Source organism: Candidatus Binatia bacterium (genome assembly GCA_029243485.1).
Classification (GTDB): domain Bacteria; phylum Desulfobacterota; class Binatia; order UBA12015; family UBA12015; genus VGTG01.
This window is the reverse complement of the sequence record JAQWRY010000022.1, coordinates 1-21,492: the sequence shown is the minus strand read 5'-3', so window position 1 is coordinate 21,492 and position 21,492 is coordinate 1. Positions and strand designations below refer to the sequence as shown.

The window sequence follows — 21,492 nt, the reverse complement described above, 5'->3', positions numbered from 1 at the left end:
GGATCATGTCCTCAATGCCGCCCGACGGCTCCGCCGCGGCCGCTTGAACCCGAAATCCGGACCTGGCTCGAGCCTTCGCGGTGGCGGCTACCCGCCGTCCTGGGCAAATGGGCCCTTGATCCCGCCTACCGCCAGCGATTAAGTGGTTCGTCGCGGATGAAGCCGGTGGAGAGGAGGCCGTCCAGATCCTGGACCAGATTCGCGATGACCCCTCCGGGTTCGTCGTGCCCGAGTTGTTTTTCAATGAAATGCTATCGGTCCTGGCGCGGCTCGTGGGCAAGGACGGCGTTGCCTTGCGCGCTCATCTCGATGCGCTGCAAAATCTGGGCTTCCAGCGGATCGGCAATGGGCGCGAACTCCTGGCCGCTGCGGCCGAGATCGCAGCCGCTCACAGGGTGACAGGCTACGACGCCGTGTACGCTGCCTGCGCTCGATTGACGGGCGGCTGTTGGCTCACCGCGGACGGGAAGGCCCATCGAAGGATCCAGAGCCTTCGGATCTCGAAGGTCGTTTGCCGAGGCTGACTCTCCCGCACCGGCATGTCCTCAGAACCCATCCGCGACTCGATCAGGCGGCCTTTCTGTTTCCTCCCATCCGTCAGGGCTTCGCGAGAAACTTCTCCGACGTTTGCTGCCGGATGTCGGTGAAGGTCTGACTGAGGCAGCTCGGCATTCCTTCGGCGTCCACTTGAACGGTGAGAGCCGTCGCGCCCAGAAGCGCCGTTGCCAATCCCACCGGCAGGTCGGTCTGCCCCTTGGCCGCATTGTTCTTGGCCACGACCTTGACGCGGGATTTCCCCGCCACCCCGCCGACGACCTGCATCGAGCTGATCCCGGACTCCGAAGCGAACTTGTCCTTGTACTTGTAGCCCCCGATGCCGATTGGCTTATAGCAGTCCGGTCGCACGCAGGTGACGGAGAGATCGGCGATGAGCGTCCCAACGTCGTCGTAGAGACAGATCTCCCGCGGGAGCGGATCGAGCGCGTAGAGGTTTTCCGTCTGCGTCCCGTAGATCGTGTAGACGGTCCCGTCGACCGCGGCCTCGACGTCCTGGATCGCACGGTTCGGCACCGTCCCGTTTCCGTCCTGCTCCATCCACACGCTGATCTTCCCGGCCGGCGAGACCCGGTAGACCCGGTTCTCGTAGACCGGGCTGCCACCGGAAGAATGGAAGTCGAAGCCAGTGACGAAGAGATTGCCCTGAGCGTCGGTGTCGAGTCCCCGGGCTTCGATGAGACCGGTGCCGTGGCCATTGCCGTCGGGGCCGAGGACGAGCGAGATCGCTCCGCCGGGCGCGACACGGAATACGTTTCCGATTCCTTCGTCACCTACGAAGACGTTGTCACTCGGGTCGATGGCGAGACCGAAGGGCACGGAGAGGAGATTCCCAGCGCCGTCGCCGGCCGGCCCGATGATGATGGACGGCGCTGCGGGAGGAGCCCACCGAATGACCTCATCCAGGCCGGCGGCGATCACGTTCCCGACCGAATCGACATCGAGTGCTTCAATGGTGCCGATGGGAAGGCCACTCGTGTGGGACAGGAAGGCGATCACCCCCAGAGGCGTGATGTGAAAGATGTTCCCGACCCGAGGTGCGACGTAGACGTCGCCGGCTGAGGTGACGGCGATCTGCTGGGGAGAGGAGAGGGTGTTGCCCCCGCCGTCTCCGGTGGCGTCGATGATCTCGGTGACGACGCCGAGCGGCGTCACCTGGAAGGCGTTGTGTGAACCGCGACCGGCGACGTACACGTTGTCGGCCCCGTCCACGGCGATCGCCACGGGATTGTCGAGCGTGTTGCCGAGGCCGTCTCCCGTGGCGTCGATGATCTCGGTGGACACACCCAGAGGGGTCGTCTGGACGACCGTGTCCCCGAAGGGCCGGTACAGGTTCCCGAGACTGTCGCTCGCGAGAACGTCGTTCAGGGACTGGGGGTCGTTCCCGAGGTCGAAGTCCGTGATCTGCTCGATCGGTTGGCCGAGATCCGCCGCGGCGAGTGCGGGCCCCCGTTGCAGGGAGATCTTGAGCTTCTCCTTGCCGGGCTTCGTCTCGACGATCTTGACCGACCCCCTTGCGAAGCCGCCGAGACACGCCTGCGGGCTTGCCGGACAGGTCGCCGAAGCGTCGGAGACGATGGTGAGGCTGAATGTGACCAGGATTCCGAGGCGGATGAGCTTCACGGGGGGCTCCCTTCGGTTCGGGGGATCACGGACTATACGCGCCCGCCGCACCTCCGGTCAACGGGGGCGTGGTCGGCATCCTGCCGAGAGAATCCCCGCCGACGGGTACCAGGCAAACGGGGCAAATGGCGTGTAGTCCGCCAACATTGGTGACAGACGGCGGCGATTCGGTCGGGCGTGGGAAGTAGCCCCCAAGCATCCCCTCAGCGCTGCTCGGCCGTACACAGCCCCCCGCACACCTCGATCACCCGTCCACTGTCGAGGAACACCCCGCGTTGCCGCCCGACGGCTCCGCCGCGGCCGCTTGAACCCGAAATCCGGACCTGGCTCGAGCCTTCGCGGTGGCGGCTACCCGCCGTCCTGGGCAAATGGGCCCTTGATCCCGCCTACCGCCCCGCTCCGTCTGAGGGCGACCGATGATCATCCCGAGGCAAATCGCCCTTCTGGCTCTTGCCGCCCTTCTCGGCTCCGCCGGGCTTGCCTCGGCGAACGAGGTCGAGCGTCCCAACATCGTATTGATCATCAGCGATGATCACGGCTGGCCCTACTATGGCTTCGCCCGGCCCGACGTACAGTTCATCGAGACGTCCGCGGGCATGCTCTCAGTCCACGAGATCGCCCAGACGCCGAACGTCGACACCCTGGCCGCGGAGGGCGTCCTGTTCCGAAACGGCTACACGACCGCGTCGGTCTGCCGGCCATCGCTGAAGACACTGCTCTCCGGGGCCGGATTCCACCACCAGCAATGGGAGGCGCGTCGCACCGCGCTCGAGGCAACGCCCATTGGCGACATCCCGAGCCGCCTCGAGTCGCAGTACTTCCGAACACTGCCACGCGAGCTGCAGCGATACGGATACTTGTCGTGGGAAGGCGGCAAGATGTGGTTGGGCAACTTCTCCGACGCAGGCTTCACGCACGGCCTCGCGAAGAAGCGCCATACGTCGCTCTTCAACATCGACGGAGTGAGCTTCATGCGCGAGGGGTCGACCGCCGCAACCTGCGGCTCCACCGCGCTACAAGGCTCCACCTGCGCCGCCCTCGACCCGCTGCGCGACTTCCTCGACGAAGCGGAAGCCGAGGGCGCCCCCTTCTTCGTGTGGTTTGCTCCGGCGCTTCCACACGCGCCGCTCGATCCCCCGCTCCCCGAATATCACGAAGAAGTTCTGGCCACCGGCATCGTCCACAGCGCCGACTACTTCTCGCGGGTCCGCTGGCTCGACGAGGCCGTCGGCGAACTCCTTGCCGAACTCGAGGACCGGGGACTGCGCGAGAACACGTTGATCGTGTACCTCAGCGACAACGGCTGGGGTGCCGGACTACAGCTATGGCCAGGGCGAGGCCGTGGCAAGAGCACCGCGTACGCGATGGGATCGCGAACGCCGGTTATCTTCTCGTGGCCGGGACGGCTCGAGCCCGCGGACCTCCCCGATCTGGTCTCTGCCAGCGACGTCCCGGCGACCATTCTCGGGTTCGCCGGGGCGAACGACGCGCGTCCGATTCCGGAGCAGGTTGGAATCGACCTACGCGACCGTATCCACGGGGGACTCCCGATCGCGCGCAGCGAGATCGTGCAGCAGACCCCCATCGCGGTATTGCAGCCCCCGTGGCGCTACCTCGTAAACACCCAGACGGGCCTCGAAGAGCTGTACCGCGTCGATACGGATCCACTCGAATTAATCGACCTCGCGGATAGCCAGCCCGCACGCGTAGCCGAGATGCGAGCTCGGGCCGCCGAGCATCGGCTGGCGCTCCTCGAGCCACCCGAACGCACCGAGATCGTGGGGCGAATCGTTGCCCGAGAGGACGGAGCGCCGATCGTGGCGGCCCAGGTGCGACTGGGCAGGAGAGAGATCGCGAGCACGGATTCGGGCGGCTACTTCGTGGTGGGGCCGCAGAGGCCTGGCGTCGAACTGCTGCGCCCACAAAAGCGCGTACGCTCCTTGCGATGGGCGCAGGGATACCCGTTCACCGCACTGCCCTTCTCCCTTGGAGGTCTGTTCCTACCAATGGAGGGCGAGCCCAAAAGCAGACCGGTCGAGGTCGCGGAGGGGCGCATGCGAGGCCTCGTGACGGACTCGGAAACGGGTGCCCCCGTTTCGGGGGTGAGGATCCGCGCCAAGGCGAAGTCGCCATCGAGCACCCCGCGCACCGTCACGGGTCCCGACGGGATGTGGCTCCTGGAGGGGCTACCCGCGAGCACCTACCGGATCGGCTTGAGCGGGCGCGGATACCGAAAGACCGTTGTGCGAGATGTAGAGGTGGGGACGGGAGACGTTCTCATCGACGTACCGATCGCGCTCGAGCCGAGATGAGACTGCCCGCTAGCCGCATGCCGGTTCGCGACGAGTCCACCGCCGTCGAGTCCTCGTCGCTCCCGTCGCCGGGCGATGCACTAGCGATTCGCTGAGAACTCGAGCGTCGTCAGCACGAAGGGCACGCTCGCCGTTTCGTCGGCGCGCCGGACGACGAGATAGAGATCCTGGACCCCCGTCACCGCGGACAGGTCCGCATGCTCGGTCGTGAGACTCATCAGCAGGGTCGTATCGAACTCCAGCGTGTCGACGAGCTGACCCTCCGGTGACCCGAGACGCACCTCGAGCTGGCCACCGTCGAACAGGAGGGAGGGGGCCATCCCTTCGACGGCCAACGAGTCGATTCCGGTGAGGTCGACGGCGTCGAGACCCAGGTATGCCGGGCGCCCCTGGGGCACCACGACCCGATACCACTGCGGGAACTCGGGCACGCCCCCGGGCAGAAGCCGCGCGATCGAGTCCGGCATCGTGGGCTCGAGGGTCGAAACACCCACGAGCGCGTCGGCGTTCGCCGCAAGACTCCGGGACGGGCGCAAGAGACGCGTCTCCCGCTGCGTGATGGGGCCGATACCCTGTCCGCCACGATCGGTGTAGGTGGCCGTCAGAACGTAGGCTCCGGGCACCAGGTGCCCGGTCCAGTCTCCGTCGAATGATTCGGCCTGGTGCTGGTCCAGCGGAACGGTGCCGGAGAGCGGCCGTCGTACGCCCCCGCTTCCACCGGTGAGAATGTAGTCCATCATCCGCACCGCCGTCTCTTCGTCGACGTGGGACTGCGCGGGCATCGCGCGCTCGCCCCAGACGCCCGAGCCACCTTCGATGATCTTCTGGGCCAGCGGACGGATCTTCTCCCGATTGCCTTCGTAGCGATTTGCGATCTCCGCGAACGACGGCCCGGCAGACTCCCGCTCGGCGTTGTGGCACGAGAAGCATCCGTTGTCCTCGATCGCATCGAGCGCCGGGTCGAGGCGGCCCAGAACCGTCCGGCTCATCGGTTCCGCCCCGGAAACCCCACCCGTCGACCGGACGTAGGCGACACGCACCTGCACGTCCTCTGGCCGAATCGCGTCTGGTGTCGAGCCATCCTCCACATCGGTGACGCGCACTTCATACGGCGCGGCATCCTCCTCCGGGAAGAAGAAGGACGACCCGCCCACGAAGTCGACGGTGACCTGCGGCGGCGCATTCCCCGCGTACACGGCCGCCTCGGCGGTCGACACGCCGCCGCCCTTGTCGGTCACTTCCAGCTCGACGAGATACGTGCCCGCGTCGAGTCGGACGTCGGCGTCGGCCGTTTCGGCGACGGTTCGGCTGGTGCCGTCGGACGACGTAACGATCCACCGATAGCGAAGCTCGTCGTCTGGATTTCGGTCGAACGAGTCATGTCCGATCAGCTCCACCTCGAGCGGCGCGCCACCGACGGTCGGGCTCACGTGCGCCACGGCCTTCGGCAGCGGATTCTCCCCCGAGAAGAAGCTGATCCGAGTCAGTCGAGAGTCGTGGTTCTCGTTGAACCACGTGGAGCCATACTCGAGGACGTAGACGGTGCCGTCGGGCGCGACCTTGAGATCGATGGGCGCCACCAGATCCAGCTCGTCGGCGAATGGCTCGATCTTTCGGATCGTCCCGTCGTCATCCATCGAGACGAGCTTGATCCAGTCGCGCATGAACTCGAACACGAAGAGCTTGCCATCGAAGTAGCCGGGAAGCTTCTCCGCACTCTCCGGGTGATCGGACGATCGGTAGACCGGCCCGACCAGTGCCGTGCGGCCGACCTCGGCGCTTCCGCTCTCTAGATCGAAGAGGCTGCCGGCGGAATCGCGCGTGTACGAGATCCACGCCGGCTCCGCGGGTGGGAGATCCTCGGATCCGGTGTTTCGAACCGATGTATTCCGGAGCCGGTCGGCCGCGAAAAACTCTCCTGGCTCTTCGGCCTCGAAATCATACGCCGCGTACGAACGACCCGGTCCGATGACGAACGGCCATCCAAAGTTTCCGGGCGCCGTGGCCCGGTTGATCTCATCGTGGCCCTGCGGGCCGCGGCTGGGGCTGTCGTCCTTCGCGTCCGGCCCAACCTCACCCCAGTAGAGCGTAGACGTGGTCGCGTCGAAGAAGGCTCGATACGGGTTGCGCAGACCCATCGCGTAGATTTCGGGGCGCCCTTCTCCCGAATCCCCGAAGAGGTTCCCCGGGGGAACGGAATATGTCCCGTCGGCCTCCGGTCGGATGCGGAGAATCTTCCCCCGCAGGTCTTGCGTGTTGGCAGCCGAGCGGCGCGCATCGTAAATCGTGCGATCCGGGCGGTCGTCGTGGGGACTGTAGCCCTCGGAGGAGTGTGGGTTGGTGTCGTCGCCGGTGCTGATCCAGAGATTCCCTTCGCCATCGAATTGTAGGGAGCCGCCTTCATGCGAGGTCATCCCCCGATCGATCGGAAACGAAAGGACCTGCTTCTCACTCGCGAGGTCGATGCCGAGCGCGGTCGTCGAGAACCGCGAGAGGCGATTCTCCGGGTTCGGGTCGCCGTCGGCGGCGTAATATAGATAGACCCACCGGTTCTCTTCGTAGTTCGGATCGAAGGCGATGCCGCCGAGCCCGTTCTCGGACACCGCGTAGACGTCGAGCTTCGCAACCCGGCCGAGCTCGCCCGATGCTGGGTCGAAGCGGCGAATGCCCCCGTTGCGCTCGACGACCCAGAGCTCACCGCCCGGCGTGAACGCCATGACCACCGGCTCGCCAATCGACTCGGCCAGCACCTCCGGCACGAGCCGCCACGGTTCCGGCCGCACGTGATCTGGGTCTAGCGGTGTTCTGCGGCCGTCCTCCATCACCCATGCCAAGCCGCCGAACACATGACTCAGGAAGGCGTCCTCGTCGAAGGACTCCTCAGTGTGCCCCAAGCCGGTGTAGAACGAACGACCTCCGTCGAAGGCGTGATACCACGCAATCGGATGGTCGGAGCCAGTTACCCCGCCCTCGTACGTCGACTCGTCCACCGCAAGAAGTACGTTCACGTTCGGATTGAAACGCTCGTAGTCGTACCACTCGTCCGTGCGATCCCAGGTCTCCGCTAAGTGGGAGGTGGCGGAATGCGATCCCTCGCGAACCCGAAGGCGGGCTTGCTGGACGTTGTCCTCCGGGTGGCTCAGGAACGCCGCGCCCACCAAGCGTGTGTACCAAGGCCAGACGTTCCCGCGACGCTCCGTGTCGGCGGCCGAGTGGATCCCGACGAAGCCACCACCAGATTGAACGTAGCGCTCGAACGCGAGCTGCTGGCGGTCATTCAAGACATCTCCGGTCGTATTGAAGAAGATAACGGCCTCGAACTTCGCGAGCCCGTCGTCGGTGAACACGGCCGCCTCCTCCGTCGGGACCAGGCGGATCCCGCGTCCGCGGGCCTCGTCCACCAGGACTTCGGTACCGTGTTCGATGCTCTCGTGTCGAAACTCCTTGGTCTGCGAGAACAGAAGCACCTCGGGCGCGCCGGCAGGGAGCGGATCCTCAGCACACGCGCCGAATAAAGTGAGTGCGCCGAGGGCCACCGCGCACGCGCTCGGCCGCCGCAGCAGCACCCTGGCTGCCCGCCCGCGGGACGTACGCGAGCGGATCCGGGCGGCGACGCTCAAAACCGATAGCTCAGCTCACCGCCAAACGTCAGCGGTGGCGCATAGAACCGCGTCGCGTTCCCGAAGACGGCCTGAAGTGGCTGGGCGGTGTTGAAGTACGCCTGATCGAGAAGGTTGCGGGCCCAGAGCGCCACCTGAGCGCGGTCATTGAAGAAACCGTAGGACAGCCGGGCATGCAGGAGGTTGACGCCCGGCTGCTGCAAGAGAACTTCGTCCCCGCTGTACTCGATCAGACTCTGGTAGGACCAATCCAGACGTGGCGTCAGCCAGCCGTCCAAATCCTCGTTCCCGAGCGAAACGGGCAGTGAGTACTGCACGGACAGGAAGGTCTGCAGCTGGGGAACGTTGCCGAAGCGGTCGCCGCTGAAGTCCTGATCGTTCCCCGGGTTGGCCGGATCGGGAACGATGTAGGTTCCGAATTTGGCGTCCAGGATGCCAACGGAGCCCATGATCTGAAGCCCGTCGATGGGAATCGTGTTGAGCTCGATCTCGATTCCCTTGGAGGTTGCGTCGGCCGCGTTCTGGGTGAGGCGAACGATGTCGATGCCTCCTGGGACGTCCGGGTTCGGGATCGCTTCTACGGTGACGACCTGGATGTCGTCGTAGTCACCGAGGAAGAACGAGAGATTGAACGTCACCCGCTGGTCCCACCCGATCGTCTTCACCCCGACCTCGAAGTTGTCGAGGGTCTCGGGTCCGAACGACGCGAGATCGTCGGTGCCGGCGGTGAGCGCGTTGAACCCGCCCCCGCGAAAGCCCTGGGAGTAGGTGAAGTACGCCATCAGATGATCGAGCGACAGCTCGTCCAGCCACTCCTCCGGTGTCTGGAAGGCGATGCTCGCCATGGGGGTGAAGCGGGTGAAGATCGCGCTACCATCCGCGTCGGCGGTCGGCGGGGCATCGGGCGCGTTCGGTGTGAACGTGAAGAGCCCGGCTCCCTTCTTGTCCTCCGTGTAGCGGAGACCAGCCGTGAGGCTCAGCCACTGCGTCACGTCGACGGTCGCCTGCCCGTAGAGCGCCCACGTCCAGTTGTCGATGGTGCTGGTCGTTTCGGTCACGCGCAGCGGGCTCGTTCCGCCGGGCGTAGGCCCGGTGGTGGTCGAGGGGGAGAGGCGACCGCTCTCCCAAAAAGCGAAATACCCACCGACGAAGTGAACGCGATCGTCCCACGCGTCGCCGGTCAGCTGGAGCTCGCCCGAGTACTGCTCCTGGAAGCCCGGAGTCCCGCCCAGGGGGCCCTGCCCGAGGTCCGTGATCTCGACCACACTGACGACGGTGCCGTCGATGTCCTCTTGAACCCGGGGCTTCTGGGTTCGCCAGGACCCGAGCGCCTTCACCGACAGGTCGTCGAGCCACCCCAGCGAACCGAGACTCCAGTTCGCCGTTCCCCAGATCCCGTAGCTCACGAGGCGCGACTCTGGCCGGACGTTCGTCGAACCGCGGAACGGGCGGCTCTTGCGGCACTCTTCCTCGAGAACGGGAGCAAAGAGGCCCTCGAGGCTGCCCCCGCCCGGAAAGACGCACTGAGCGCCACGGCTGTGATTCGTGTCCCGGGACCACGATCCGGAGAGGTCCAGGGTCACGTCTTCGTGGGGGACGAGCCGAAGCGACCCGAGGAACGCGATCGAGTTCCGATTCGTCGAGGTGAAGTCCTGCGCATCGTTCCGGAAGTAGCCGCCGTTGTTGGTCGTCGACACCGACAAGCGCGAGAATAGAAGGTCCTCCACAACCGGCAGATTCACCATCGCTTCGGTGAAGATACGTCCGAAGTTGCTGGGCCGAGCGAGCACGAAAGCTTCCGGCACGGGCTGCGGCTTCACGGTCGTGAGATTGATCGCGCCTCCCACGGTGTTCTTGCCGAAGAGGGTCCCCTGCGGGCCCCGCAGCACCTCGATCTGCTCGACGTCGATTACATCTACGATCTGACCGAAAGCGCGAGGCAGATAGACGCCATCGACGTAGATCCCGACCCCGGGATCGAAAGCGAGCTCCGGGGAGGCCGTGCCGATGCCTCGGATCTGCACGCCGGCGGTGATGCCGTTGCGTCCGGATCGAAACTGGAGGTTGGGCACGAGATCCTGAATGTCGCTGAGCTGCGTGACGCCGACCTCGCGAAGGGTGTCCGCGCCGAGCGCGGTGACGGAGACCGGGGTATCTTCGAGGAACTCGTCGCGCTTTCTCGCACTCACCACGATCTCTTCCACCCGGGTGGTCGCGCGCCGGGAGAGACCCGGCGCCGGCTCGCCGGTCGAGAGCGCGCGCTCGGCTTGCGCCGCTTGGGCATCCACGACGCCGTCTGTTCCTTCGTCGATTCGGCTGGGTCGATCGATGCCCGAAGGCCCCGCCCCGATCTGGGCATGGGCTTCCGACGAAAGGACGGCGACCAAGATCGCGGCGACCGTAGCTCGGTTTCCTAGGCGAATCTGCATCATCGGCTCCGTCGTTCGAGAGGCGCGGCGCGCCCGGATTCGAACGTTCATCTCACAACGCGCGGGGCCAAGCCAGGAAGGGCGGTGGGAACCAATTCACACCGCGATGACTCTGTCCGCTCCGATGAGGTAAAGGACGCCCGTGGTCCAAGTCGTCGTCCTCCTCCTTCTGCTTCTCGCCTGCCGGGTGGATCCCGCCTGGAGCGTCGAAGCGCCGAAGCAGTTGTTCAACGGTCGAGACTTCCAGCACTGGGACCGCTACCTCGGCGCCCAGGAGGTGCCGTGGTGGATCTTCGCCACGCCGAAGTCGACGGACGTTCTCGGCATCGACCACGATCCCGACGGCGTGTTTTCGATCGTCATGGAAGACGGCGATCCCGCGATTCGCATCTCCGGGGAGATCTGGGGCGCCCTGATCAGCCGTCAGGAGTTCGAGGACTATCACTTCTCGATGGAGGTGAAGTGGGGTGACGAACGCTTCCCGCCCCGCGAGGCGAGTCCCCCGAACTCTGGGTTGCTCTACCACTCGGTCGGCCCGCTCGGGGCCTTCTGGACGTACTGGATGCGCTCGGCCGAGCTCGAGATCCTGCAAGGCGCGACCGGCATGTTCGTCTCGGTCGACGGGATCCGTGGCTCCATCCGTACGTCGTGGGACCGCTCGGCCCTCTTCCCGTGGCTTCGGTACGACCCCGATGGCGGCGACACTGCAGTCGGGTTTCCGGTCTTCCGCGTGAGTCCTTCAGACGACTTCGAGCGTCCGCTCGGCCAGTGGAATCGTATCGAGATCCGGGTCGTGGGAGATTCTGCGATCCACCTCGTCAACGGACGTACAGTCCTCGAGGTTCGCGATCTGCGTCACCAGGTCGGCGACGAGCTCGTCCCGCTCACGCGCGGCAAGCTCCAGATTCAATCCGAGGGCGCGGAACTATTCATCCGGGATCTCTCCATCCGACCGGCCCAGCCCGAGGGCTGAGGACCACTTTTCCAAGCCACCGGCCTACCGTCGAGCTCTATTCTTCGACGTGGTAGTCCGCGTAGAGCGCGGGCAAGAAGCTCGCCAGGTGGTTCATCTCCATCGCGCAGTGCACGACCATGTCGCGCCCCAGCTCCAGGGACACGGCACGACGCGCCACGAAGTTGGACCCAGCGATTCTGTCGAGGATCGCCTTTGCTGGTAGCCCGCGAACCTCGATGCTCCCGAGCCAGAAGCGACTTCGCATCTCGCAGCCGTCGGCGGTCTCTCGAATGAGATGGAGAAGGGCGCTTATGGTGAGCGGCGCGCCCCGGAGGCCGACGAGTCCGCAGAGTGCCGTCCCCACCCGCGCTTCTTCGAACCTCGAAGTATCGAGGAAGTCGGAGGCGTCCGAGAACGTGATGTCGATGTCGATCCGGTCGCTCCCGATGTACTCGGTCACGTAGTTCGGATTGTGCAGGTACTTCTCGCGATCCGACAGCGTTGGATCATCGCTGACCATGCGCTCCGCACCATTCGCGAGGTGGGCTCGTGGGTGCCAGAGCTTGTATCGCTGGCTCTCCAGGTAGTGCCATCCGAACCACCAGTCGATCATCTGCGCCGTTACTCCGGGCATCTTGGTGAGCGTGGCCACGAACACCTGTCCGTTCGAGAGGCGCGTGTAGCCGTTCTCGAGCTCGAGGTACCCGGGCTCGAGGAGCCGGTTCGCTTCGTCGACTCCGAACCCGAGCTCGGAGGCCTCCGGGCTCTGCAGCAGGGCCTCCTGAACGTGCGGCGGGAGGGGCCGCATGTTCGGGTTCCAATACTTCGCGTACGCCTTGCCCTCGAGATCGCCGGCCCTCATGCCGAGGTATACTTCGCTCTTCACGAGGACCCCCCTTGCCGCCCGACGGCTCCGCCGCGGCCGCTTGAACCCGAAATCCGGACCTGGCTCGAGCCTTCGCGGTGGCGGCTACCCGCCGTCCTGGGCAAATGGGCCCTTGATCCCGCCTACCGCCGGCGCCGGCCTCAGTGGTTGGTTTCAGGTCGCGAAGGATCTCCTCGACCCGGTCCGGGTCGGTCAGAAGATCGAGGTTGAAGGCCTCCGAAGGCATGACCGCGATGCCGGCGCGATGAGAGAGTACGTGCCGCAGGGTGATCTCACCCTTGCCGTGACGCTCGAACCCGGGCAGATGGTCGGCCACCCGATCGTCGAGACCCAGCGCGCCCAGCTCCTCGAGCTTGTGCATCACCATCGCGGTGACGGCTTTTGCCGCGGAAAACAGATTCACCGGCGTGTCGACCGACATGGGTACGACTGCGGCGGAGTCGACCCGCCGAGCAGGGGAATTGCCCCGTGCGTGACCGATCGCGCGATCGATCACGACGTCGCCCCGGTGGCGAATGCACACCTGAATGCCGGGGTGCATGCCCGACACGTACACGTTCTCGACCAGGGCCCATACCCGGTCGGCGACATCGGATCGCCCGTTCTCGTTTCCGTGGGCGGTGACCGAGCCGAGGTCCGAGGGTACCCAGCATCGACGCGCGAGAGTGTCGACGGCTCTATCGATCACGGGCAGCGTCACGAGAACAGGATGACACGAAGCGACGGCTCTGCCAGCACAGGCTCGCCGAATGAGATGAGCCTAGAACACGGTCAGCGTAAACCCTCCGTCGGGGTCGCCGGTCGTGGACGAGAATTGGATGAAGGGCGGGTTCAGCACCATGACGTAGGCCGCGCCGGCGTCCGCTCCCACCGGCACTGTGAAGGTGAATTGGTTTTCGGAGACGATGTTGAGCGGGATGTTGGACGCGCCGCCGACGTCGAGTCCGCCGAAGTTCGATACGGACGCGCCGGACTGTGCGAAGAAGTTGATCACGGACAACGCAGAGAACCCGGCGCCGTTCACAGTGACCGTGGTGCCGGATTGAGAAATCGAGGTGATGTCGAGCGCGGCTCCGATCGGTACCGAGACGGCGTTCGAAAGCACGTTGCCGACGTACGGATTGTTCACGACCTGGAGCGAGCCCGGTCCCGTCACGGTTGGGCCCGGGATGACGATCTGGAATGTCGTTGCATCCCCCCCGGGCAGCGGAGACAGCGGACCGACATTACCGATGGCGGTGAACAGGTTGACCAGCGGCCCGTTGAACCCGCTGCCGGTCACTGTGAGCGTTGCTCCCTGGGCAAGAATGGTCTCGATGTTGGCCGTGGGGATCGTGGGGTCCAACTCGGTCAAAGGGATCGCGTTCACGCCGAGGATCGATGGGATGTTCAGGCCGGCACTTCCGAGCAGGAGTTGGCTCTGCGTGCCCGACTGGGTGAAGCCCTCATCGGTGTTTACGATCAGGAGCGTCACGAACCCGTTGCCCAGGGGCATGGAACCCGGAGGCTCCCAGGTGAGAGATGTGGGACTCCACGCCGTCGGAGTGAAGGGGCCGAAGTCCAGTGGCCCGGTTGCTGTCGCGACGAACGCCTTGACGACGGAGCCTGCCGTAAAGCCGCTCCCGGCGAGGGCCGCCGGAGCTCCGACGAAGATCGGTGCTGCGATCGGGTCGAGTACGGGCGGAGAGATGACCGTCGTGATGTCCAGCGTCGGCGGCGCGGCGGTCGGATGTTCCTTCGTTGCGAAGGCGCCCGGTGCGAACGATTTGTCCGTCCGAACCAGGATCAGCGTGACGAGGTCGTCCGTGTCCGCTTGCAGGAAGCTCAGTAGGGCGGCCGATGTGAAAGAGGCCGGGTCGCCAATGGCGTTTACGCCGGAAACGAGGTCGAACGTTCCGAGAAAGGTGGTTTCTTCCGCAAGCACTCCGTTGGGGCTCGCCATGTCGTTGCCGGGAGCCAGCACCCAGCTGATGCCGGTCGTCCCGGTCTCCACCCACGCTTCACCCGGATGGCCGTCGTTCAGCCCGTAGACTTCGAAGCTGTCGACACCGACCGTTTCACCCGGCGCGGCGTCGGCCTCCGGCTCCACGTCGAGCGTCAAGATCAACTCGACCGCACTGAGCGGGTCCGTCACGGCAGAGAGGTCGAAACGAATGTAGCCCTTGTTCTGCACGCCGCCGGATCCGCGATCGAGTTTCACCTTGATCCTCGTCACGTCATCGAACGGGCTGCCGGCGAAGATGGGGGCGTATCCGTCCGCGCCCGCTCCGTCGGCGGTCGTCAGCGGAGAAAGCAGGACGCTCCGGGCCGGTTGGGGTGCGATCAGTACCATCGCAAGAATCAGCAGGAACCAGGTGGAATACGGCTGGAGGTGTTGTCTTCGCATGGCCTTCTCCGAGTTGGGCGGCAGCGGGGTGTGCCGACTGGAGGAGCTTGACCCGGAGAGGACTTGAAAGTCAACGAACTTTACTAATATCGTTCAAGAGCCTCCGGGTTTGGTCGGCCCGTCCTGCGTTTCCGCCTGATAGCTGGCGAACAGGTGCCGCCTCACCTCGTCGGTCACCGGCTCGGCGCCCACGACGACCGGTCGGATCTTGTCCAGGTCGACCGCGATCCCTCGTTGCACCGCGGAACGCTCGAAGATCCGATCCAGCCAACCATCGAGGTGTGGGTAAGGCTCGGGGTGCGGGTACGCGAACCCGAACATCTTGAGCCACGGAGCGCACGAGATGTCGGCGACGGAGTACTCGTCCACGAGGAACTCGCGTCCTTCGAGGTGAGCATCGAGTAGGCGACGCAGCCGTTCGACCTCGCTCTCGTAACGCGCGATCGGGTAGGGGAGACGTTCGGGCGCGTATTGAACGAAGTGGTGCAGCTGTCCCATCATCGGGCCGAGGTAGCTCGCTTGCCAGAAGAGCCACTGCTCGCACAGTGCGCGCTGCCCCGTGTCCGTGGGCAGGAGTCGCTCGGTCTTCCGAGCGAGGTAGAGGAGGATCGCGCCGGACTCCCAGAGCACGAGCGGCACCGCGCCCGGCCCGTCGCGATCGACGATCGCGGGAACCTTCCGGTTCGGGCAGAGGGCGGCGTACTCGGGGTCGTTCTGATCGCCCGCGACGATGTCGACCGCGTGCACCTGATACGGCAGATCCAGTTCCTCGAGAGCGATCGAGATCTTCTGGCAGTTCGGCGTCGGGCAGTAGTAGAGGTCGATCATGGTCCTTTGCTCCTGGGTAGGGGGCCGTCGACGGCGAGCTTGGTCAGCGAGGCTCCGAAATACAACACGCCCGAGACGATTGCGGCCGGAGCGCCTCGTACCGTCCTCTACGCCCGTAACACCCGGTTGCCGGGGCGAATCGATGCGATGATCGCGAGTGCTCGGGGGGCCTGAATTCATTGCGGAAAAGCGCTGCGGGTCGATGGCTCGCTTCTTGATGTCTCCCTGTGCGTCGGCCCGGACGATCGGGCCCTCGCAACTGGAGGCAAACCATCATGAAGCTCCGAATCACGCTGCTCGCCCTCGCTCTTGGCGCTGCGTCGACGGCCCCGGCGGCCCAGCTCCCCGTCCACTACTCGGTCGACTTCAAAGAGTTCAAGAGAGTCGATGCGGGCACGGCGCTCGACTTCGAGATCTTCTCGGATGGGGCGTGCTCGATCCCGGTGCACTTCGAGACGCTGGTTGCCGGTGATCCGGGCCTCAGGCAGGAGAAGGTCCTCAGTCAGAAGGTGAAGAACCAGAGCCCGAAACTGCCAGTCGCAGTTCAGCGTGCCGGGCTCCGCGCCCGGATTCGTCGCCGTCGACGCGGACGGTGATCTGATCGGACCGATGCTGGGGCTCTTCCACGTGGGCATTCCGGTCGGCGCCGGCCTCCCCTACGAGATTCCGCTCGTGAACGGGGCGCTCGCGAGCGGCCTCCCCAACGTGAACAACGAGGACGTGATGTACTATGCCTCCGCCGATTGCTCCGGGCCTCCGCAGATGAGCGTCGATCCGCGCCCCTGGGAAACCGTCTCGATCTTCTCCCGCGTCATCGTTCGCGGCGGTGTGGAAGTGCTTCGGAAGGTTCCAGCAGGGACGAACCAGGCGTACGGCTCGCGCTCCGGCTCCCATGGCACTACGGATCCCAACAACTGCTCGAGCCCGCAGGACTACGTCCCGCCCGGCGGTTGCTGCTTTGTCGGGAGCGGGACCCGCGTCATTGCCGCGCCCGACGTTCTCGACATCACCGACATCACCGGGCCGATTACGATCGCGCTTCGCTGATGGCCTGCTTCAGGCGCAGCCGATCGAGCTGGTTCTGGAGGGCCCGACAGCACGCCCGCGCGGGAGAAGAATCGGCACTTTGAGTGCATCGACTTCTGTGCTTAACGCTTCCGCCGGTTTCGCCGATGCTCTCACATTCGCCGCATCGGAACCAAAGGAACCCGCACATGAGAAATGCCCGATCCGCCATCGTCCTGCCCGTTTTGCTTTCGCTCCTCGTGGCCGGCTGCTCGGATTCGAAGACGGACGAGTGTCCACTCGGGGAGCCCTACTGCGGTGGCGAGTTCCCGCTGAATACGCAGGACACGACCGAGTACGGTCCCGCGTGGACGAACGTCATCACGACCTTCTATCCTTGCTACGGTCCCTACGCGCTTTGCTACTACGCCGATTGCACGCCGGGGTCCGATGGCACCGTGTCGAACTGTCCGTGCACGACCTGGTACGGGCTCAACTTCGTCGAGGGGAGCTCGATCCTCAACTTGCCCGTCTACGAGGCGAACCAGGAGGTTTGTCTCTCCGATCCGGATCGATGCCAGAGGCCCAACGGGGCTCCTGTCTGCTACGCGATCAATCAGGCGACCTTCTACGAGAGCGTCTCGGGCGTCACGGCGATCTCCGACTTCAGCTTCCAGGGCTTCGACTCTAGCGCCGCGATCGGCACGGACTGCGCGAATGACCCGAATCCCTACTCGGGCTGCATGACGACCGCGTGCTTCCCCGCGGAAGACGGTCTCGTCAACTGCGTGTGTCCCGTCGCGGACGGGCCCTTCCAGGTCGGAACGGAGAACGTGGCCTGCAACATTCTTCCGAACACGTGGTCGGCCGCATATGACCCGAGTAGCGGGGGAGGCATCCCGCCGGTTCCCCCGGACATCGAGTGCTTTCCCGATGCCGGGTCGAACGACGGCAATCCCATCGCGTGTCCGCTCTACGGCGACACGACGACCCTGCCGGCGGACAGCGGCGTCGACTGCGCGACGGTGTGCGAAGAGTACAACGGCTGCCAGAACGACGCCGGGATCGAGGTGGGCTACACGTGTGACGCCACGCTCTGCACCTCCCAGGAGTCGGGCCTGATACTCGACGCCTGCAGCGGCCTCGAGTCGTGCGACATCTCCGAGGTCTTCGACGCGGAGTTCGCCGCAGGCTGCAGCTGTTGTGCGAGCCAGTTGTGTGATTGCGAGGCCAGTGCTGCGACGGAGCAGAAGATCGCCGAGCTGAACGCCGCCCAACGGGCCGACGGAGAGACGCCGCAGTGTGACATCAACGACACGCTCTGCGGCACGCCGAGGTGATCGAGACAGACCGCAGGATAGGCCCTGCTACGGCATGAGCAAGACGCCGTTGCGTCCGCCGGGCGGCGTGGGTAGTTAAGGTCCTCGATGTCACGTGCAGGCACGAGGCAGATGCGATTCGAGCCGGCACTCGAAGGACTTCGAGGCTTTGGACTCTTGTGGATGTTGTGGTTCCACTCGCCCTTCTCGTGGGCCGTCGATGTTCTCCACGGCCTCCACGCGCGCCCCGTGGCTTAGTGTGACCGAGGGATACGCTTCGGCGGCACGCTCGAGGATCGGGTCGAAGCAGGGCTTCGGAGCCCAAGCCTCGCGCTCGGGCGACTCCGCTCCGCCTCCCGCGCCTCCAAGCGCGTTCTCGACGCGGGTGACTTCGTGCCCGCCGAAGTGCGTGAGTGCGATCCAGTGCCCGCCCCAGTCGGGGCGAAACGCCGCTCGGACGGCCGCTGCGAGACCGAGCCGGCGAAGGTGTTCCATCGTTCGGACGCCGATGTGATTGGCGGTCGGGAAGGTCGCGGCCCCGCGCTCCCGCCGTTCGAGGACGATGCAGTCGATGCCGCGCCACCCGAGCTCTACGGCGAGGCAGAGCCCGACCGGTCCTCCTCCGATGATGGTGACGGCGGTGTCCACGCACGGGGTTCTGGCACGGGCCGCCACCGGAGGGAATCCCGGCGCGCGACTTGATCGGACCGGACAAGTGTCGGATAGGCCAACGATGCGAAAGACCTCGGCTCTCTGGACGACCTACGCAGCGGTTTTGATCGCCGCTTCTCTCGCGCTTGGTGGATGGGGCTGCAGCGCGACGGCGTTTCGTTCGGATCCGCTGGCCTCCTGGAATGAGGGGCCGGCGCGCAGTGCAATCGTGGACCTCGTGAACAGCACCACGGACGAGGCGAGCGCCGACTATGTCGAGCCGGGGGACCGGATCGCCACCTTCGACAACGACGGGACGCTCTGGGCTTCGCATCCGCTCTACGCCCAGGCGGTCTTCGCTCTCGATCGCGTGAGGGCGCTCGCACCGGATCACCCCGAGTGGAAGACACAGCAGCCCTTCCAGTCGATTCTCGCGGGCGACGACGATGCCATCGCTGAGTTCCAGATGCACGATTGGCAGAAGGTCCTCGCTGCGACTCACGGCGGGATGTCGACGGAGCAGTTTGAGAAGATCGTGCGCGGCTGGCTCGCGGTCTCGCGCGATCCCCGATTCGGCCGGCCGTACACCGAGCTTGCCTACCAGCCGATGTTGGAGGTCCTTCAGTACTTGCGGGAGAATGGCTTCACGACGTTCATCGTTTCGGGCGGCGGGCAGGAGTTCATGCGCCCCTTCACGGAGAAGATCTACGGGATCCCGAGCCACCAGGTCGTCGGCTCGAGCGTCGTCACCCGATTCGAAGAGAACGACGGGAAGCCGATCCTGTACCGCGATCCGAAGATCTTCTTCATCGACGATCACGGCGGTAAGCCGGTGGGAATCAACCTGTTCATCGGCAAGCGCCCGGTCGCGGCGTTCGGCAACTCCGGCGGAGACAAGGAGATGCTCGAGTGGACGACGGCGGGTGGGGGGCGGCGTCTGGGGATGCTCGTGCTGCACGACGACCCCGTTCGCGAATATGCCTACGGCCCGGCCCAGGGACTTCCTGATACGAAAGTCGGTGCCTTCTCACAGGAATTGTACGACCAGGCGCAGCGCGACGGCTGGATCGTGATCTCGATCAAGGACGATTGGAAGCAGGTGTTCGCCTGGGAGGACTAGGGTTTGCATTGCGGCTCAGGGCAGGTTGAGATGGCGGATTCCAACCCACCGGCGGCTGCCGGCTCTGTAGGTCGAAGGGGACCCGAATGAAGAAGCTCGTTTTAGGAATCGGCGCGTTCGCGCTGATGGCATGTTTCGTCGTGCCTGCGCTCGCGGCGGACAAGAAGCCGAACATTCTGATCGTGTGGGGTGACGACATCGGTCAGTCCAACATCAGCGCGTATACGATGGGGATGATGGGCTACCGCACGCCCAACATCGATCGCATCGCCAAAGAGGGGATGATCTTCACCGACTACTACGGTGAGCAGAGCTGCACGGCGGGCCGGTCGTCCTTCATTACCGGCCAGAGCGTGTTCCGTACGGGTCTCAGCAAAGTCGGCCTGCCCGGCGCGGAGCTCGGCCTGCAGAAGGAAGATCCGACGATCGCGGAGATCTTGAAGCCGATGGGGTACGTGACCGGCCAGTTCGGCAAGAACCATCTCGGTGACAAGGACGAGCACTTGCCGACCAATCACGGCTTCGACGAGTTCCTCGGCAACCTCTACCACCTGAACGCCGAAGAAGAGCCGGAGCTGCCGGACTATCCGAAGGATCCGGAGTTCCGAAAGAAGTTTGGTCCGCGTGGTGTCATCAAGAGCTCGGTCGACGGCAAGATCGAGGACACGGGACCTCTCACCAAGAAGCGCATGGAGACGATCGACGACGACGTTACCGTCGCGGCGCTCGACTTCATCGATCGCGCCCACAAGAGCGACAAGCCGTTCTTCGTCTGGTGGAACGCGACCCACATGCACTTCCGTACGCACGTGAAGCCCTCGAGCCTCGGTCAGTCGGGCCAGGACTTCTACGGCGATGCGATGATGGACCACGACAAGAACGTCGGACAGATTCTCGACAAGCTCGACGAGCTCGGGATCGCCGACAACACGATCGTGCTCTACAGCACCGACAACGGCCCGCATAAGAACACGTGGCCCGACGCGGGTACGAGCCCGTTCCGCTCGGAGAAGAACACGAACTGGGAAGGCGGCTGGCGTGTTCCGGCGATGGTGCGTTGGCCCGGCAAGATCAAGCCCGGCTCGGTCTCCAACGAGATCATGCACCACATGGATTGGATGCCGACTCTTGCGGCCATCGCGGGTGACTCGGAGGTGAAGAAGAAGCTCCTTTCGGGCTACTCGGTCGGCGGCACGAAGTTCAAGGTGCATCTCGACGGCTACAACTTCGCGCCATTCCTGACCGGCAAGACCGACAAGGGCCCGCGCGACGAGATCTTCTACTTCACCGACGACGGAGATCTCTCGGCGCTGCGCTATCGCGACTGGAAGCTCGTCTTCATGGAGCAGCGCGCAAAGGGCACGCTCCTCCTGTGGGCCAACCCCTTCACGACTTTGCGTCTTCCAAAGATCTTCAACCTACGCCGTGACCCCTACGAGATCGCCGACGTCACCTCGAACACCTACTGGGACTGGGTCATGGATCACGCGTTCATCCTCGTCCCCGCCCAGGCCTACGTTGGCAAGTTCCTCTCGACCTTCCAGGAGTACCCGCCCCGTCAGGAGCCCGCGAGCTTCAGCCTGGACCAGGTCATGGAAGCCCTCGAAGACGGCCTCCACGCCCAGTGAGCATTGGGGATGTTGGTTCGTCTCGCCGAAAATGTTTAGTCGCGCGCGGCGTGACTAAACATTTTGGCTTCGACTAACCAACGTCCCTGGTCTTAGACTCTGGTCTTAAGGTCGGCCGGGCGGGGGAGTCGCAGTCGGGACGGTGCGATCCTCGGCGAGGGGGGCTCTGGGTTTT

General features: G+C 64.9%; 15 protein-coding genes. 8 read left to right on the top strand and 7 right to left on the bottom strand.

What is annotated here, in order from left to right:
- Nucleotides 1-137: 137 nt before the first annotated feature.
- On the top strand, nucleotides 138-524 hold the full coding sequence (locus P8R42_08345; protein MDG2304656.1) for a type II toxin-antitoxin system VapC family toxin: 387 nt from the start codon (nucleotides 138-140) through the stop codon (nucleotides 522-524).
- Nucleotides 525-597: 73 nt separating this feature from the next.
- On the opposite strand, the gene P8R42_08340 is transcribed toward P8R42_08345, so the two are convergent.
- A complete protein-coding gene (locus tag P8R42_08340; GenBank protein ID MDG2304655.1) occupies nucleotides 598-2,178 on the bottom strand; it encodes a hypothetical protein in 1,581 nt (526 codons plus the stop codon).
- A 416-nt stretch (nucleotides 2,179-2,594) separates the two neighbouring features.
- On the opposite strand from P8R42_08340, the gene P8R42_08335 reads away from it, so the two are divergent.
- A complete protein-coding gene (locus P8R42_08335; GenBank protein MDG2304654.1) occupies nucleotides 2,595-4,490 on the top strand; it encodes a sulfatase-like hydrolase/transferase in 1,896 nt (631 codons plus the stop codon).
- 80 nt (nucleotides 4,491-4,570) lie between these two features.
- Here P8R42_08335 and P8R42_08330 read toward each other — a convergent pair whose 3' ends face one another.
- Together P8R42_08330 and P8R42_08325 are read right to left on the bottom strand one after the other, a co-directional pair.
- Entirely contained in the window at nucleotides 4,571-8,026 is a 3,456-nt protein-coding gene (locus tag P8R42_08330; protein MDG2304653.1) for a ThuA domain-containing protein, read from the bottom strand.
- A gap of 80 nt (nucleotides 8,027-8,106) precedes the next feature.
- Nucleotides 8,107-10,542 (bottom strand): TonB-dependent receptor, encoded by a 2,436-nt coding sequence (locus P8R42_08325; protein ID MDG2304652.1) that lies wholly within the window; start codon nucleotides 10,540-10,542, stop codon nucleotides 8,107-8,109.
- A 139-nt stretch (nucleotides 10,543-10,681) separates the two neighbouring features.
- Here P8R42_08325 and P8R42_08320 point away from each other — a divergent pair, with 139 nt between their 5' ends.
- Nucleotides 10,682-11,512, top strand: coding sequence for a DUF1080 domain-containing protein (locus P8R42_08320; GenBank protein MDG2304651.1), 831 nt, complete (start codon nucleotides 10,682-10,684; stop codon nucleotides 11,510-11,512).
- A gap of 37 nt (nucleotides 11,513-11,549) precedes the next feature.
- On the opposite strand, the gene P8R42_08315 is transcribed toward P8R42_08320, so the two are convergent.
- The 3 genes from P8R42_08315 to P8R42_08305 all read right to left on the bottom strand — a co-directional run bounded on the left by P8R42_08315 (nucleotide 11,550) and on the right by P8R42_08305 (nucleotide 15,594).
- Nucleotides 11,550-12,380, bottom strand: a complete 831-nt coding sequence (locus P8R42_08315; GenBank protein ID MDG2304650.1) for a hypothetical protein — start codon at nucleotides 12,378-12,380, stop codon at nucleotides 11,550-11,552.
- Between the two features lie 760 nt (nucleotides 12,381-13,140).
- Complete coding sequence (locus P8R42_08310) at nucleotides 13,141-14,766, bottom strand: hypothetical protein (GenBank protein ID MDG2304649.1); 1,626 nt, start codon at nucleotides 14,764-14,766, stop codon at nucleotides 13,141-13,143.
- Nucleotides 14,767-14,859: 93 nt separating this feature from the next.
- Nucleotides 14,860-15,594, bottom strand: a complete 735-nt coding sequence (locus P8R42_08305; GenBank protein MDG2304648.1) for a glutathione S-transferase N-terminal domain-containing protein — start codon at nucleotides 15,592-15,594, stop codon at nucleotides 14,860-14,862.
- Between the two features lie 275 nt (nucleotides 15,595-15,869).
- On the opposite strand from P8R42_08305, the gene P8R42_08300 reads away from it, so the two are divergent.
- The 3 genes from P8R42_08300 (at nucleotide 15,870) to P8R42_08290 (ending at nucleotide 17,939) form a co-directional block, all read left to right on the top strand.
- Complete coding sequence (locus P8R42_08300) at nucleotides 15,870-16,190, top strand: hypothetical protein (GenBank protein ID MDG2304647.1); 321 nt, start codon at nucleotides 15,870-15,872, stop codon at nucleotides 16,188-16,190.
- Nucleotides 16,144-16,641: a hypothetical protein gene (locus P8R42_08295; GenBank protein ID MDG2304646.1), complete on the top strand. Its 498-nt coding sequence runs from the start codon at nucleotides 16,144-16,146 to the stop codon at nucleotides 16,639-16,641. The genes P8R42_08300 and P8R42_08295 overlap by 47 nt, the downstream gene beginning before the upstream one ends.
- A 167-nt stretch (nucleotides 16,642-16,808) precedes the next feature.
- On the top strand, nucleotides 16,809-17,939 hold the full coding sequence (locus tag P8R42_08290) for a hypothetical protein (protein ID MDG2304645.1): 1,131 nt from the start codon (nucleotides 16,809-16,811) through the stop codon (nucleotides 17,937-17,939).
- A gap of 90 nt (nucleotides 17,940-18,029) precedes the next feature.
- Here the strand turns inward: P8R42_08290 and P8R42_08285 are convergent, their stop codons facing one another.
- Nucleotides 18,030-18,566, bottom strand: a complete 537-nt coding sequence (locus tag P8R42_08285) for an FAD-dependent monooxygenase (protein ID MDG2304644.1) — start codon at nucleotides 18,564-18,566, stop codon at nucleotides 18,030-18,032.
- Between the two features lie 85 nt (nucleotides 18,567-18,651).
- Between P8R42_08285 and P8R42_08280 the strand changes: the two genes are divergently transcribed.
- Both P8R42_08280 and P8R42_08275 read left to right on the top strand, forming a co-directional pair.
- A complete protein-coding gene (locus P8R42_08280) occupies nucleotides 18,652-19,689 on the top strand; it encodes an HAD family hydrolase (GenBank protein MDG2304643.1) in 1,038 nt (345 codons plus the stop codon).
- A 125-nt stretch (nucleotides 19,690-19,814) separates the two neighbouring features.
- Nucleotides 19,815-21,317 (top strand): arylsulfatase, encoded by a 1,503-nt coding sequence (locus P8R42_08275; GenBank protein MDG2304642.1) that lies wholly within the window; start codon nucleotides 19,815-19,817, stop codon nucleotides 21,315-21,317.
- The last annotated feature ends 175 nt before the right edge of the window (nucleotides 21,318-21,492 follow it).